This window comes from Streptomyces sp. NPDC001137 (assembly GCF_040298885.1).
GTDB lineage: Bacteria > Actinomycetota > Actinomycetes > Streptomycetales > Streptomycetaceae > Streptomyces.
In genome coordinates, this window is record NZ_JBEPBA010000010.1 from 196,551 (window position 1) to 210,558 (window position 14,008).

The following is a 14,008-nucleotide window of genomic DNA, read 5'->3' on the forward strand; positions in this document are numbered from 1 at the left end:
CCAGCGTGCGATTTCCTGTGCTCTTGCTCTTGCGTTGCCGTCGGCTCGTGCCATGCGTAGGGCTCATGGCGGTCATGGGAGTCACGTCCCTCGCCGTGCTTGTTCATGCCGGTGCCTCCATCGCGAGGCGCAGGGCCGCGATGCCGCGCGAGCCGTAGGCCTTCACCGAGCCCAGCGATATCCCGAGCGTCTCGGCGACCTGCGCCTCGGTCATGTCCGCGAAGTAGCGCAGCACCAGGACCTCGCGCTGGCGGCGCTGGAGGCCCTTCATCGCCTTGATCAGGGAGTCGCGCTCCAGCTGGTCGTACGCGCCCTCCTCGGCGCTCGCCATGTCGGGCATCGGCTTGGACAGGAGCTTGAGGCCGAGGATGCGCCGGCGCAGGGCGGAGCGGGAGAGGTTGACGACCGTCTGACGCAGGTAGGCCAGCGTCTTCTCGGGGTCGCGGACCCGTTTGCGTGCCGAGTGCACGCGGATGAAGGCCTCCTGGACCACGTCCTCGCAGGAGGCGGTGTCGTCGAGCAGGAGGGCCGCGAGACCGAGCAGCGAGCGGTAGTGCGCGCGGTAGGTCTCGGTGAGGTGGTCGACGGTCGTACCGGCCGCCGCTGTGTCCTCGGCGTAGTCGGCGCCGTCACGCTGATTCGGTATGCGGGCGGGCCGCGCTGCGGGCATGGGCGCGATCACCGGCATGCCGCCGGGCGCGCCGGGCATGCGGGGTCGGAGCGACGGGCGGGGCGGCCGTAGGGCCGTACCGCGGGTCGCCGCCTGGAAGTCGAGAACCTCTGCCACGCCAGTTGGACACGTTCCCCCCCGTCAGGGTTGTACGTGCCGGGCGTCACTTTTGCGTCATGTGCCGCAGCCGGCCGTCCGGTGTCAGGCAGCGCAACTGACCGTGCGTCGAACGCCCTCATGCCTACCCGCTCTTCCCCTATATCCCGAATGTCCGAGGCGTCCCCACGCCTCACCGCGCATCCCCGCGCCCCCGAAGGGCGTTCGCAAAGACGCTCCCCGCCCTTCGCGTGGTTGCGAAGAGCGGGGAGGGAAATCTTCGGATGCCTTGGTGGCCCGAGGCAAGTGGTACGGACCATTGGCCGGGCCACATGTCGCCCACAGATCCTACAAACCAAACAGCCCACGGCCAGGACTTTTCCGGCAGTAATCCCTTACTTGTACATGTGTTGCAGGCAACACGGCACGTCATGGGAGCGCAACCATGGTCACAGCCCGTCACGCGGACTACCGGAATTCCGTCGCCACCAGCTCCGCGATCTGCGCGGTGTTGAGGGCCGCACCCTTGCGGAGGTTGTCACCGCAAACGAAGAGTTCCAGCGCCGTGGGGTCGTCGAGGGCGCGCCGCACCCGGCCCACCCAGGTCGGGTCGGTGCCCACGACATCGGCGGGGGTGGGGAACTCGCCGGCCGCCGGGTCGTCGAAGAGGACGACTCCGGGGGCGGTGGCGAGGATCTCCCGGGCGCCGTCGACGGTGACCCCGCCCTGGAAGCGGGCGTGGACGGTCAGGGAGTGCGTGGTGACCACGGGGACCCGTACACAGGTCACGGCGACGGGCAGCTTGGGCAGGCCGAGGATCTTGCGGGACTCGTCCCGCACCTTCATCTCCTCCGAGGACCAGCCGTCCTCGCGCAGGGATCCGGCCCACGGTACGACGTTCAGCGCGACCGGCTCCGGGAAGGGCCCGGTGTTGTCCCCGACGGCCCGCCGCACATCGCCGGGGCTGGTCCCCAGCTCCGTACCGGCGACGAGGGACAGCTGCTGCCGCAGGGTCTCCACCCCGGCCCGGCCCGCACCGCTGACCGCCTGGTACGAGGAGACCACCAGCTCGCGCAGCCCGAACTCGGCGTGCAGCGCACCCAGAGCGACGATCATGGAGAGGGTCGTGCAGTTGGGGTTGGCGATGATCCCGCGGGGCCGGCGGCGGGCGCAGTGCGGATTGACCTCCGGGACCACCAGCGGCACCTCCGGGTCCATCCGGAAGGCACCCGAGTTGTCCACCACCACCGCGCCCTTGGCGGCGGCGATCGGCGCCCAGTGCGCGGACACCTCGTCGGGTACGTCGAACATGGCGACGTCGACCCCGTCGAAGGCCTCCTCGGTCAGGGCGACCACCTCGACCTCCTGACCGCGCACGGCCAGCTTGCGGCCGGCCGAGCGCGGTGAGGCGATCAGACGGATCTCGCCCCAGATGTCCGCGTGCTGGGACAGGATCTGGAGCATGACCGTGCCGACGGCTCCGGTCGCTCCCACGACCGCGAGCGTCGGCCGTACGGGCCCGGGCATCAGCGTCCGGTGCCGCCGTAGACGACCGCCTCGGCGGTGTCGGAGTCCAGGCCGAAGGCGGTGTGCACGGCGCGCACGGCCTCCGGCACGTCGTCGGCGCGGGTGACGACCGAGATACGGATCTCGGAGGTCGAGATCAGCTCGATGTTCACGCCCGCGTCGGACAGCGCCTCGAAGAAGGACGCCGTGACACCCGGGTTGGTCTTCATGCCGGCGCCGACGAGGGAGATCTTGCCGATCTGGTCGTCGTAGCGCAGCGAGTCGAACCCGATGGCCGTCTTCGCCCGCTCCAGGGCGTCGATGGCCTTGCGGCCCTCGGTCTTGGGGAGGGTGAAGGAGATGTCCGTCAGCCCGGTGGAGGCGGCGGACACGTTCTGCACGACCATGTCGATGTTGATCTCGGCGTCGGCGATGGCGCGGAAGATCGAGGCGGCCTCGCCCGGCTTGTCCGGGACGCCGACGACCGTGACCTTGGCCTCCGAGGTGTCGTGCGCGACACCGGAGATGATGGCCTGCTCCACCTTCTTGTCCCCTTGCTCGATCGGCTCACTGCTGACCCAGGTGCCCTGCAGCCCGCTGAAGCTGGACCGGACGTGGATCGGGATGTTGTAGCGGCGGGCGTACTCCACACAGCGGTGGAGCAGCACCTTGGAGCCGGAGGCGGCGAGCTCCAGCATGTCCTCGAAGGAGATCCAGTCGATCTTCTTCGCCTTCTTCACCACGCGCGGGTCGGCGGTGAACACGCCGTCGACGTCGGTGTAGATCTCGCACACCTCGGCGTCGAGTGCGGCGGCCAGCGCGACGGCCGTCGTGTCGGAACCACCGCGGCCGAGCGTGGTGATGTCCTTCTTGTCCTGGCTGACGCCCTGGAAGCCGGCGACGATGGCGATGTTGCCCTCGTCGAGGGCCGTGCGGATACGGCCGGGCGTGACGTCGATGATCCGGGCTTTGTTGTGGACGGAGTCGGTGATGACGCCTGCCTGGCTGCCGGTGAACGACTGGGCCTCGTGGCCCAGGTTTTTGATCGCCATGGCCAGCAGTGCCATGGAGATCCGCTCTCCGGCGGTCAGCAGCATGTCGAACTCACGCCCGGCCGGCATCGGAGATACCTGCTCGGCGAGATCGATCAGCTCGTCCGTCGTGTCGCCCATCGCGGAAACGACGACGACCACCTGGTGGCCGTTCTTCTTCGCTTCCACGATTCGCTTGGCGACGCGCTTGATGCCCTCGGCATCGGCTACGGAGGAGCCTCCGTACTTCTGCACGACAAGGCCCACGTGCGCTCCTCGCTCGTCCCGTATGTGTCGGCTCATTTTACCGAGCGCCCGGTTACGACCTTTGTGAAACCACATGGTGAGACCCGGCGCTCCAGCCCAGCCCCTGCCCACCCGGGACGTGAACAGTCCGCAAAGTGGGCCAGGTCACCCGTTGACGCTCTGAGTAGCCGACCGATAACTTCGCGTCGTCGTCGCCACACCAGGAGCACAAGGCTCCATCGGGACTAGCGACGCGAAGGATTCTCCTTCCTTGACGACTGCGACCGTTTCCGAGATCCAGCACGTCACACCGGCCGACCTCTTCCTGGTCCGCCCCTTCACCCCGCACTGCGAGGTCATCCGCACCGCCGCCGACCACGCCGTCATCGGCGTCTCCCCCGGCAACAGCTATTTCTCCGCACAGCGCATACACGACCTGGCCCGCTGGGGCCTCGCCCTCTTCGAGCGCGTGGACTTCGTCTACACCGACCTGCACGTGGCCGAGATGTACGAGGCCTCCGGCTATACGGCCGACGACGCGCGCCGCAAGGCGGTGAAGAACCTGCGCGGAGTACGCGCCAAGGTCCTCGCCGCCGTCGAGGCCGCCGACCCCGGCGGCACCCGTCTGAGGGCCCACGCCATGTCCGGGCTGCGCGACAACCCGGCGTACCGGGAGATCCACGAGGACCTGCGCTCCCGGCTGTCCGGCGACGACGAGTTCCGTACGACCTGCGAGAAACTCGTCGACTCCTTCCTGTCGACCAAGGCGCGGGAGGTGACCGCGCGGCAGCGGGCCGTGTGCATGGAGTACGTCACCGCGGAGGCGCCCCTCTTCCTGGACACCCCCGCCATCCTGGGTGTCCCCTCCTCCCTCAACTGCTACCACCAGCTCCTGCCGATGGCCGAGCTGCTCTACTCGCCCGGCGCGGGGCTGCGTGCCTCCCGCAACCAGGGCCACGCCATCGTCACGCCCGCCGAGGGAGCCACCGATGCCCGCTGAGACCATGCCCACCGAGGAACTCATCGACTTCCCGTTCTCCTGGCGCGGCGACCAACTGCCCGCCGAAGTCGCGGAGTTGCGCGAGTCGACACCCGTGCGGCGAGTGCGCACCATCGCGGGTGACCAGGCCTGGCTGGTGTCCTCGTACGAGCTGTGCAAGCAGGTCCTGGAGGACCCGCGGTTCAGCCTGAAGGACACCTCGGCCCCCGGGGTTCCCCGCCAGTACGCGCTGACGATCCCGCCCGAGGTCGTCAACAACATGGGGAACATCACCGGCGCAGGACTGCGCAAGGCCGTGCTCAAGGCCCTCAATCCGAAGAGCCCCGGCCTGGTGGAGTGGCTGCGGTCCTACGCCGACGAGCTCGTCGAGGGCCTGGTGCGCGAGGGTGCTCCCGTGGACCTGCGGGGCGGTTTCGCCGACCCGTACTCGGCGGGCATGCACTGCCGCATCCTCGGCATCCCGCAGGCGGACGCACCCGGGCTGATGCGGAGCCTGGACATCGCGTTCATGAACTCGGCCTGTCCCATAACGGGCGCCCGGCTCAACTGGGACCGCGACATCGCGTACATGACCGAGCGGCTGGACGACCCGGCGACCACGGGTCTGATGGCCGAGCTCGCCGCCCTGCGCGCCGACCCCGACTACGCCCATCTCACCGACGAGATGCTCGCGACGGTCGGCGTGACGATGTTCGGCGCGGGTGTCATCTCGACGTCCGGCTTCCTGACCATGGCCCTGGTGTCGCTGATCCAGCACCCCGAGCTGCAGGAGGAGCTGGTCGCGGACCCCGGGAAGATCCCCGCGGCCGTCGACGAGCTGCTGCGCGTCAACCTCTCCATCGGCGACGGGCTGCCGAGGCTGGCGACCGAGGACGTACTCCTCGGTGACGTGCGGGTGGCGGCGGGTGAGCTGGTCCTCGTCCTCGTCGAGGGCGCGAACTTCGACCCGTCCGCCTTCCCCGACCCGCACACCGTCGACCTGACCCGCGCCAACTCCACGGCCCACCTCTCCTTCGGCGGCGGCAGCCACTACTGCCCCGCCACCGCCCTCGGCCGCAAGCACGCCGAGATCGCACTGGAGCGGCTGCTTCAGCGGATGCCCCGGCTGCGTCTCGCGGTGCCGATCGAGCAGCTGGTGTGGCGGACCGGGTTCATGAAGCGGATCCCGGAGCGGCTGCCCGCCATGTGGTGATCCACCCGGACTCGGCGGCCGGTCGTCCTCGACTTTCAAGCATTGGGGTGCGCCTGTTGCGCGTACTTCTGGTGGAAGAGGATGAGCCGGTCGCCGAGTCCCTCCACCGCGGGCTTGGGGCACCACGGGCGGCGCCGCGCTGCGTACAGCGCGGATCCAAGGCCCTGCCAACCCGCTGGGGGTGACCACTTGACCGCGACCGACGTACTCCTGGCGGGCATCGTGCTGCTCGGTTCCAGCGTGCAGTGGCTGACCGGCATGGGCTTCGCGCTGGTCGCCGTACCCGCGCTGGTGCTGCTGCTCGGGCCCGCCGAGGGTGTCGTGCTCGCCAACTGCGCGGCGGGCGCCATCAGCGTCGTGGGGCTGGCCGGCGGCTGGCGGCGGGTGCGGCCGGGCGCGATGCTGCCGCTGTGCGCGGCGGCGGCCTGCACGGTACCGGCGGGCGCCTGGCTGACCCGCCAACTCCCCGAGCCCGTGCTGTTGTTGGCGATGGGCGCGCTGGTGACGGCCGCTGTGCTGCTGGTGATGCGGGGTGCGCGGGTGTCGGCGTTGCGGGGCACGAAGGGGGCGGTGGCCGCCGGCGCGGTGGGCGGGCTCATGAACTCGGCGGCGGGGGTGGGCGGCCCGCCGGTGTCCTTGTACGCGGTCAACGCGGGTTGGACGGTACGGGAGTTCGTGCCGAACGCGCAGTTCTACGGGGTGGTGGTGAACGCGTTCTCGGTGGCGGCCAATGGGGTGCCGGAGCTGGGCGGGGCGCGGTGGGGGTGGGTCGTCGCCGCGATGGCGGTGGGCGCGGTGATCGGGCGGGGGCTCGCCGAGCGGATACCGGAGGGACGGGCCCGGCTGCTGGTGTTGGGGCTGGCGCTGGCGGGCGGGGTCACGGCGGTGGGGAAGGGGGTATGGGGGCTTTGGAAGCAGACGTAGGCGCGCGGGCGCTCGACCTCCGCCTGGCCGCTCCCGGTGACAACGGCTGCCGTATCCATGCCGGTTCCTCTCCCTCGACGGCCGGGGCGCTGTGCCCCGGCACATGAGTGGAGAGTCCCGACGGGGCGTCGGCGTGCAACACCGACACGGGATGTGAGGCCGGGCCTCACCCGCCCGCTTGCCGCCTACTTGCCGGGCTGCAGCCCCAGCGGCCCCCCGATCTCCTCCTGCATCACCTTGCCGGCTTCGAATTCGAGCGTCTCGTCGCCCATCGGGGTCTGGTCCGTGTCCAGGCCGTCCAGTTCCTCCAGGGGCTGGTTCAGGCGGACGTGGGCCACCACCGACTGCAGGGCCCGCAGGGTGGCCGAGGCCGTCGAGCCCCAGTTGGAGAAGTAGGAGAACTGCCACCACCACAGGGCCTCCGTGGTGCGGCCCGCGCGGTAGTGGGCCATGCCGTGGCGGAGGTCGGTGATGACGTCGGTGAGGTCGTCGGAGATACGGGCCGGGACCGGGGCCTTGCGCGGCTCGTAGGGGTCGAAGACCTCCGAGTAGACGTCGATCGGGTCCAGGAGGCGGGCCAGGTTCTCGCGGAGTTCGTCGACGTCGGCGTCCGGGCCGGTGTCCGGCTCGTAGCGCTCGTCGGGGACGATGTCCTCGTGCGCGCCCAGGCGGCCGCCGGCCAGCAGCAGCTGGGAGACCTCCAGGAGGAGGAAGGGCACGGCGGAGTCGGGCTCGTCACCCTTCGCCACCTCCGTCACCGCCACCAGGAAGCTCTCCACCTGGTCCGCGATCTGGACCGCGAAGTCGTCCGGGTCCTGCGTCGCGTCATGCAGCGTGGCGTCAGACATCTAGGAGTCGTCTCCCCTCGAAGGCGCGGCCAAGGGTCACCTCGTCCGCGTATTCCAGGTCTCCGCCCACCGGGAGGCCGCTGGCCAGGCGGGTGACCTTGAGGCCCATGGGCTTGATCATGCGGGCGAGGTACGTCGCTGTGGCCTCGCCCTCCAGGTTCGGGTCCGTGGCCAGGATCAGCTCCGTGACCGTCCCGTCGGCCAACCGCGCGAGAAGTTCCCGTATACGGAGGTCGTCGGGGCCCACGCCCTCGATGGGGCTGATGGCCCCGCCCAGGACGTGGTAACGGCCGCGGAACTCGCGGGTCCGCTCGATCGCGACCACGTCCTTCGGCTCCTCCACCACACAGATGACGGAGGGGTCGCGGCGGCTGTCGCGGCAGATGTTGCACAGCTCTTCCTGCGCGACGTTGCCGCAGGTCGCGCAGAAGCGGACCTTCGCCTTGACCTCCATCAGGGCCTGCGCGAGCCGCCGTACGTCCGTCGGTTCCGCCTGCAGGATGTGGAAGGCGATCCGCTGGGCGCTCTTGGGACCGACGCCGGGCAGCCGCCCCAGCTCGTCGATCAGGTCCTGCACCACGCCTTCGTACACGGACTGCCGTCCTTCCCGGGGTTCCTTACAAGTACGTACGGTAGTTGGCGGACGCCGCTCTTAGAAAGGCAGGCCGGGTCTCAGAACGGCAGGCCCGGGATACCGCTGCCGCCGCCCAGGCCCTGGGCCAGCGGGCCCAGCTTCTGCTGCTGGAGGTTCTGGGCGTTCTCGTTGGCCGCCTGGACCGCCGCGACGATCAGGTCCGCGAGGGTTTCGGTGTCTTCGGGGTCCACCGCCTTCGGGTCGATCTTCAGCGCACGCAGTTCGCCGGAGCCGGTGACGGTGGCCTTCACCAGTCCGCCGCCCGCCTGCCCGTCGACCTCCGTCTGTGCCAGCTCCTCCTGCGCCCGCTGCAGGTCCTGCTGCATCTTCTGGGCCTGCTGGAGCAGCTGCTGCATATTGGGCTGGCCACCACCGGGAATCACGATCAGCTCCTGGTTTCGTACGGCTGTATGGGCGAGGTTTTCCCGCCTGGCACGAGCCTACGTGGTCCAGGCAGCCATCGCCCCAGCACTCTTTCGAGTGAGGCGTTGCCGAGTCCTATACCTGATCAAGACCCACTTACGGGCGGAATAGAGGTGAATTAGGGGGCCGAGCCACCCATTGGGCGGTAGGAAGGGTCGGGCACATCGGGATCGGATGTCACGCAACGTGTTCGGTCCTGGTCAGCCTCGTGATCAGTCTCGTGATCAGCGTCGTGATCAGTAGGGAGTGCCGTGTGGGTCAGCCGGAGATGCAGCCCGAGGGGCCGGCTCAGGACGGGTGGGGCGAGGGTGCGGCCGGGCTGCGGCCGGGCGATCTGATCGGGCGGTCGTTCCCGCTCGGGGACTGGGGCGAGCCGGCCGAGCGGCTGCACGAGCTGTATCTGTGGGTGGAGCGCGGGGCGCTCCAGACGGCGGCCTGGTATCTCGCGGACCGGGTGTGGAAGCGGCGGGGTGCGCGGGCGCTGCGCACGGGGGCCGCGGTGGGGGCGGTGACCGGGGCCGCGCTGCCGCTGCTGGATCTGACCGGGGTGATCGCCGGGATGGCCGCCTGGGGGTATCTGGCGCTGCTGTTCGCGGTGGCGTGTGTGGCCGTGGACCGGTTCTTCGGTGTGACCTCGGGCTGGATAAGGGATGTGGCGACCGCGCAGGCCGTGCAGCGGCGGCTGCAGGTGCTCCAGTTCGACTGGGCCTCGGAGAGTGTGCGGGAGGTGCTGGGCCCCGCGGAGGGCACGGCGAGCGAGGCCGTCGAGCGGTGCCTTGCGGTGCTGCGGCGCTTCTCGGAGGACGTGACGGAGCTGGTGCGCGCGGAGACGGCCGACTGGATGGTGGAGTTCCGGACCGGCGGCTCGGCCCCGATGGGGATCCAGTCGGCGCCGGCCGGGGCGGGCCGGCAGGAGACGGGCAGCGCGCCGGGCCGCTTCCCGCTGCCTCCGGGGGCGGGCTCACGGCCGAACATGCCGCGTCAGCGGCCGCCCGAGCCGCGGTGACGGCCGGTGCCCCGCTGTTCCGCCGGGGCGCCCGACGCACGCAGGGGGCGTGCGTGAGGAGGAGAAGAGGCCCGTGTGAAAGTTATCGAAGCGCTTCACTAACGCGTTGTGATCCGACGACACCTGTCGGTATCCTCCAACTTCCTTTATGGAAAGGCCTGTTGGCGACGTTGGGGGCTTCTGTATGGCTGCGGCGCATGACGACCTCGACGGTTTCCCGGACGACAGCAAGGCCGACGTCTTCGTACAGCGGTTCTCGACGGCAGTGGCTCCCGCGAACCGCGCTCACCTGGCCACGAAGCCCCCGATGATCCTGCTGCGCGTCCCGGGCGACCGCGACGCCTACGAGGCAGGTACCCACCGGGTCGTCGAAGCTCTCCGCCGGGCCCTCGACCAACGGGGACCGCTCGTTCCGTATGCGCATCTCGGCGCCGCGGAGGAGGACGACGTGCTGTTGTCCGAGCGCGCCGGGCTCGTGCTGCAGGACGCGCCGCCGGAGCACATGACGCCCGACCACTTCCCGCACTTCACCCTGATCTGCGATCTCGTCGACTACATCCGCAGGGACATCCGCGCGAACCCGCAGCTCTGGCCGGGCTCACATGCAAGGCAGCTGCGCGAGTACGCCTGTGACCAGCAGAAGGCCAACAAGCGTGGCCTGTTGGGGGTGCTGCCGAAGAGCGGTCCGCCGCCGGGGAGCCTCAAGGACTGGCTGCTGCTCATCTGCTGGCTGTGGGCTACCAGCAACCTGCCCCGCCGGCTCTGGTCGGACTGGATGTCCCGCCGGGTGATGCGCCGCTGGCTCGGCGACCAGCCGGTGGCAGACGGCGGCAGCAAGCTCTTCCGCGTGGTCGACCACGTCGCCAACCTGCAGTCCACGCGCCTCAAACGGCCCGCCGACGACCCGCGCCACGAGGAGGCGCTGCAGGAACTCGACCAGCTCGTCACCCGCGCCCTCCTCGAGGACCTGCGCACGCCCAAGGTCGGCGGACTGCCCCTGCCCCGGCGCAGGCGCCGCACCGCGCGTCCCGTACTGCTGGTGGAGCTGCCTCCGGCGGGCGCGACGGGCTCCCGCGCGGCCGAGCGCTTCCTGCGCGCCCTGCACCAGGCCCGCGCCACCATGAGGGACCCCAAGGATCCCGGGCCGCTCGTCATCGCCGTGGGGCAGCCGTCGGTCGCGCTGCTGAACGACCTGGGCAATCCGGGCGAGAGCAATTTCTCGCAGGCCGGGATGCACCTCAGCCAGAAGGACGGGCCACCGGTTCTGGTGACCTTCGACGAGAACGCGCTGCGCGGCCCGGGCATCCCCATCCCTCCGGTCGAGATCGACCGCCGTTTCAAGACCAGCTGGCGTACCACGACGTCGCTCCTGGCGGGCGGACTGGCACTGGCACTTGTCGGCGCGGGGCTCGCGGTCGCCAAGGCCGTCGGACCCACCCCGGACACCTCCTGCGTCGGCGGCAGCGAGTCCGTGGCCGAGTCCGCCCGCCGCTCCCCCATCCCCCTGGACCCCGGTGGCTGGTACAAGGCGGCCCAGAACGCGATCGGCAGAGAGAACGCGCGTGTCCTCAACTACGAAAGACACGGCCGGACCGTACGAAGGGTCGTCGTGTTCGTCTCCAACAGCCCGACGAACGAGAACGACGTCCGCTTCGACGGCACCATCCCCGAACTGCGCGGCATCGCGATGTGGCAGAACACGCTGAACACCAACGCCCAGTCCGACCAGTCCGCGGTCCCCCTGTACGTCGACGTGCGCCGCACCGGCGAGGCGTTCCGAAACGCGGTCGCCGCGGCGCGCGACCTCGTCACCGAGGTCAGGGCCGAGCGACCGGACACGAAGGGCTCCGACAGGGTCGTCGGCGTCCTCGCGTACGCGCAGAGCCGGGAGGGGACCCGCGCCGCCCTCGACGTACTGGGCCAGGCCCGGATCCCCACCATCGGTACCACCGCGACCGCCGACGAGATGCTGTCAGGCGCCGCGGGCCGCAGCTACTGGCCCTTCACTCCGAGCAACAGCCGCGAGGCCAGGATCGAGTCGTCCTTCGCGAGCCGCAAGAACATCGTGGCCCGGGCGGACAACCCGAACGCGTGCACGCCCGCCAAGAACGCCATCGTGATCGAGAGCTCCGCCGACCTCTACAGCAGCAGCCTCGCCTCGAAATTCCTGGCGGACTTCCCCGGCACCCACCAGATCTTCAACTTCAACCAGGACGACGACTTCGACCCCCCGGCGCCCGACGGTGCCGAGAACCAGTCCAACCCCGACGCGCTGGCCCGACGGATCTGCCAGGCGCTGAAGGCCAGGCCCGAGTCGGTGGTGTACTGGTCGGCGCGGGCCAAGGACTTCACTGCGTTCGTCAACTCCATGCACACGGAGGGAACCTGCACCACGAACGCCATCACGGTTCTCGGCGGCAACGAACTGACCAACGTGGCACAGACCGGAGCCTTCAAGGACAAGAACTGGCTGCGCCTCTACTACTCCGCGCACCGGCTGCCCTCCTACGACCCCCGGGCGAGTTCGAAGACCAAGCAGTTCGTGGGCCTGTACGACGACTTCGTGAGGACCACCACGAAGGGCACCGACCCCTGGCGGGAGGACGGCCACTCAGCGGTTTCCTACGACGCCTTCCATGTGCTGTCGCAGGCCGTCACCGACGCCGGGCAGGACGACCCGGCCATCAGCCGCACCTCCGTCCTCCTCACACTCAGCAGCGGCGTCTCCTTCGACGGTGCCACCGGATTCGTCAGCTACGCCAACGACGTCCACGCACCGCCCACCGACAAGACACTCGTCCTGCTGCGGCAGCTGGGGGACCAGCCGGAGGCGGTGGTCGCCTGTGGGACGTACCGCCAGGGGGAGTCGAGCGCGAGCCAGGGGGTGCCGTGTGCGGGCTGAGCCGCGCATCCTGCCGGTGCGCCCCGCTCCTGCGGAACTGCCGGATCAGGACTGCGGGCTCGGGAAGGCCACCGGGCTGCGCAGACCGGCCCGGTTCACGGCCCGCACCCCGAAGAACACGTTGTCCTTCGACAGGTCCACCTCGTACGCGGTGACGTCCCCGGCGGGGATCACATGCGTCCACTCCGGTGCGGTGGTCTCGCGCCAGACGATCTCGTAGCCCGCCAGGTCGGGTTCCGTGCCCCGCGTCCACACCAGCCGGGTGGAGTTGGTCAGGGCGGAGGTCACGATCTTCGCCCCGCGCGGCGTGCCCGGCGCCTGGGCGAGGGTCCACAGGGCGGCCGCGTTGACCCGCGCGACCCGCTCGACGAAGTCGAAGTCGCAGAACTCCGGCAGGTCGCCGTACTGCTTGCCGCTCTCGTCGACGCGGACGTCCTGGTGCTGGTGGGCGAAGTCCTCGGCCGGCTCGGTGAAGCGGGCGGCCGGGTAGGCGCGTTCGAGGAAGGGGATGTGGTCGCCGCCGCGGAGGTAGCGGTCGCGGCGGTGGACGACACGGACGTGCATTCCGGTGGCGTCGTTGTCGGCGACGTCCCGCACGAAGCGGGCGAGCTGGCGGGACGGGGAGTCGTTCTCGCCGCCCACCGACCTGCGGACGGCGGCTTGTTCCGGGGTCTCCGAGGTCGGGACGCCCTCCGCGAACAGCCGGATGGTGTACGGGTCCTTGGTGCCGTCGTCGGCCGTGGAGCTGCCGACGATGTCGTTGGTGAACATCCCCTGGACATCCGTGCCGGCCGCCTTCAACTGCTGGGCCAGATACGTCGATCCGTACAGCCCCTGCTCCTCCCCCGCCACCGCAGCGAAGATGATCGTCGAGGCCGGGCGGCGGGTCGCCATCACCCGCGCCAGCTCCAGTACGACGGCCACCCCGGACGCGTCGTCGTCCGCGCCCGGCGCGTCGGCGGTGGCGTTCATGACGTCCGTGACCCGGGAGTCGTAGTGCCCGGAGACGACGTACACGCGCTCCGGGGTGACCGAGCCGCGCAGGGTGGCGAGCACGTTCGTGATCCTCGTGGGGGTGGGGATGCGGGAGGCCGGTTCCTGGACGTACGACTGGAGTTCGGCCGTCATCCGGCCGCCGGAGGTGGCGGCGCAGGAGCGCAGCTCGGCGAGGAGCCAGTCGCGGGCGGCGCCGATGCCGCGGTCCGGATTGTCCTGGGCGGAGAGGGTGTGGCGGGTACCGAAGGAGACCAGCTTGCTGACGGTGGCCTCGATGCGGGCGGAGTCCAACTCCCGTAGCAGTGTGCGAAGTTCGCGGCTCGGGGGCTGTGCGGTGGCGGGCGGGCGGTGGCCCGGCGTGGCGGCTTCGGCCGGGCCCGGCGCCGCCCCGAGCGCTGCCGCGCCGGCCGCTGTCGCGGTCAGGACCGTTCTCCTGGTGGGGCTGGGACGCATGTGTCCTCCCGTGGCTGCCGATGCCGACGCTCCGCCAATCGTCATGGACACGCCACTACGGCACAAGGGTGCCCGCCGGCC

General features: G+C 70.2%; 12 protein-coding genes. 5 read left to right on the forward strand and 7 right to left on the reverse strand.

Translation table 11 applies throughout. The features are described from left to right. Positions 1–103 precede the first annotated feature (103 nt). From ABT254_RS21840 to ABT254_RS21850, 3 genes are all read right to left on the reverse strand, one after another. On the reverse strand, positions 104–709 hold the full coding sequence (locus ABT254_RS21840; RefSeq protein WP_123966511.1) for a SigE family RNA polymerase sigma factor: 606 nt from the start codon (positions 707–709) through the stop codon (positions 104–106). A 525-nt stretch (positions 710–1,234) separates the two neighbouring features. Continuing rightward, on the reverse strand, positions 1,235–2,293 hold the full coding sequence (locus tag ABT254_RS21845) for an aspartate-semialdehyde dehydrogenase (RefSeq protein WP_351472466.1): 1,059 nt from the start codon (positions 2,291–2,293) through the stop codon (positions 1,235–1,237). Continuing rightward, the gene (locus tag ABT254_RS21850; protein ID WP_351472469.1) at positions 2,293–3,570 is read right to left on the reverse strand and encodes an aspartate kinase; all 1,278 of its coding nucleotides are present in this window, start codon (positions 3,568–3,570) and stop codon (positions 2,293–2,295) included. Before ABT254_RS21850 ends, ABT254_RS21845 begins: the two co-directional genes overlap by 1 nt. A 250-nt stretch (positions 3,571–3,820) precedes the next feature. Between ABT254_RS21850 and ABT254_RS21855 the strand changes: the two genes are divergently transcribed. The 3 genes from ABT254_RS21855 to ABT254_RS21865 all read left to right on the forward strand — a co-directional run bounded on the left by ABT254_RS21855 (position 3,821) and on the right by ABT254_RS21865 (position 6,665). After that, entirely contained in the window at positions 3,821–4,549 is a 729-nt protein-coding gene (locus ABT254_RS21855) for a cyclodityrosine synthase (RefSeq protein ID WP_351472472.1), read from the forward strand. After that, the gene (locus ABT254_RS21860; RefSeq protein ID WP_351472475.1) at positions 4,539–5,741 is read left to right on the forward strand and encodes a cytochrome P450; all 1,203 of its coding nucleotides are present in this window, start codon (positions 4,539–4,541) and stop codon (positions 5,739–5,741) included. The genes ABT254_RS21855 and ABT254_RS21860 overlap by 11 nt, the downstream gene beginning before the upstream one ends. Before the next feature lie 189 nt (positions 5,742–5,930). Next, positions 5,931–6,665: a TSUP family transporter gene (locus tag ABT254_RS21865; protein WP_351472478.1), complete on the forward strand. Its 735-nt coding sequence runs from the start codon at positions 5,931–5,933 to the stop codon at positions 6,663–6,665. A 185-nt stretch (positions 6,666–6,850) separates the two neighbouring features. Here ABT254_RS21865 and ABT254_RS21870 read toward each other — a convergent pair whose 3' ends face one another. The 3 genes from ABT254_RS21870 to ABT254_RS21880 form a co-directional block, all read right to left on the reverse strand. Next, positions 6,851–7,513: a DUF5063 domain-containing protein gene (locus tag ABT254_RS21870; protein ID WP_351472481.1), complete on the reverse strand. Its 663-nt coding sequence runs from the start codon at positions 7,511–7,513 to the stop codon at positions 6,851–6,853. Beyond that, positions 7,506–8,105: a recombination mediator RecR gene (recR, locus tag ABT254_RS21875; protein WP_099930378.1), complete on the reverse strand. Its 600-nt coding sequence runs from the start codon at positions 8,103–8,105 to the stop codon at positions 7,506–7,508. Before recR ends, ABT254_RS21870 begins: the two co-directional genes overlap by 8 nt. Positions 8,106–8,185: 80 nt before the next feature. Further along, entirely contained in the window at positions 8,186–8,530 is a 345-nt protein-coding gene (locus ABT254_RS21880) for a YbaB/EbfC family nucleoid-associated protein (RefSeq protein ID WP_030942250.1), read from the reverse strand. A 293-nt stretch (positions 8,531–8,823) separates the two neighbouring features. Between ABT254_RS21880 and ABT254_RS21885 the strand changes: the two genes are divergently transcribed. Further along, a complete protein-coding gene (locus ABT254_RS21885) occupies positions 8,824–9,576 on the forward strand; it encodes an SLATT domain-containing protein (protein ID WP_351472485.1) in 753 nt (250 codons plus the stop codon). A 184-nt stretch (positions 9,577–9,760) separates the two neighbouring features. Beyond that, entirely contained in the window at positions 9,761–12,478 is a 2,718-nt protein-coding gene (locus ABT254_RS21890; protein WP_351472488.1) for a type 1 periplasmic-binding domain-containing protein, read from the forward strand. 45 nt (positions 12,479–12,523) lie between these two features. On the opposite strand, the gene ABT254_RS21895 is transcribed toward ABT254_RS21890, so the two are convergent. Beyond that, the gene (locus ABT254_RS21895) at positions 12,524–13,927 is read right to left on the reverse strand and encodes a M20/M25/M40 family metallo-hydrolase (RefSeq protein WP_351472491.1); all 1,404 of its coding nucleotides are present in this window, start codon (positions 13,925–13,927) and stop codon (positions 12,524–12,526) included. Positions 13,928–14,008: the final 81 nt, after the last annotated feature.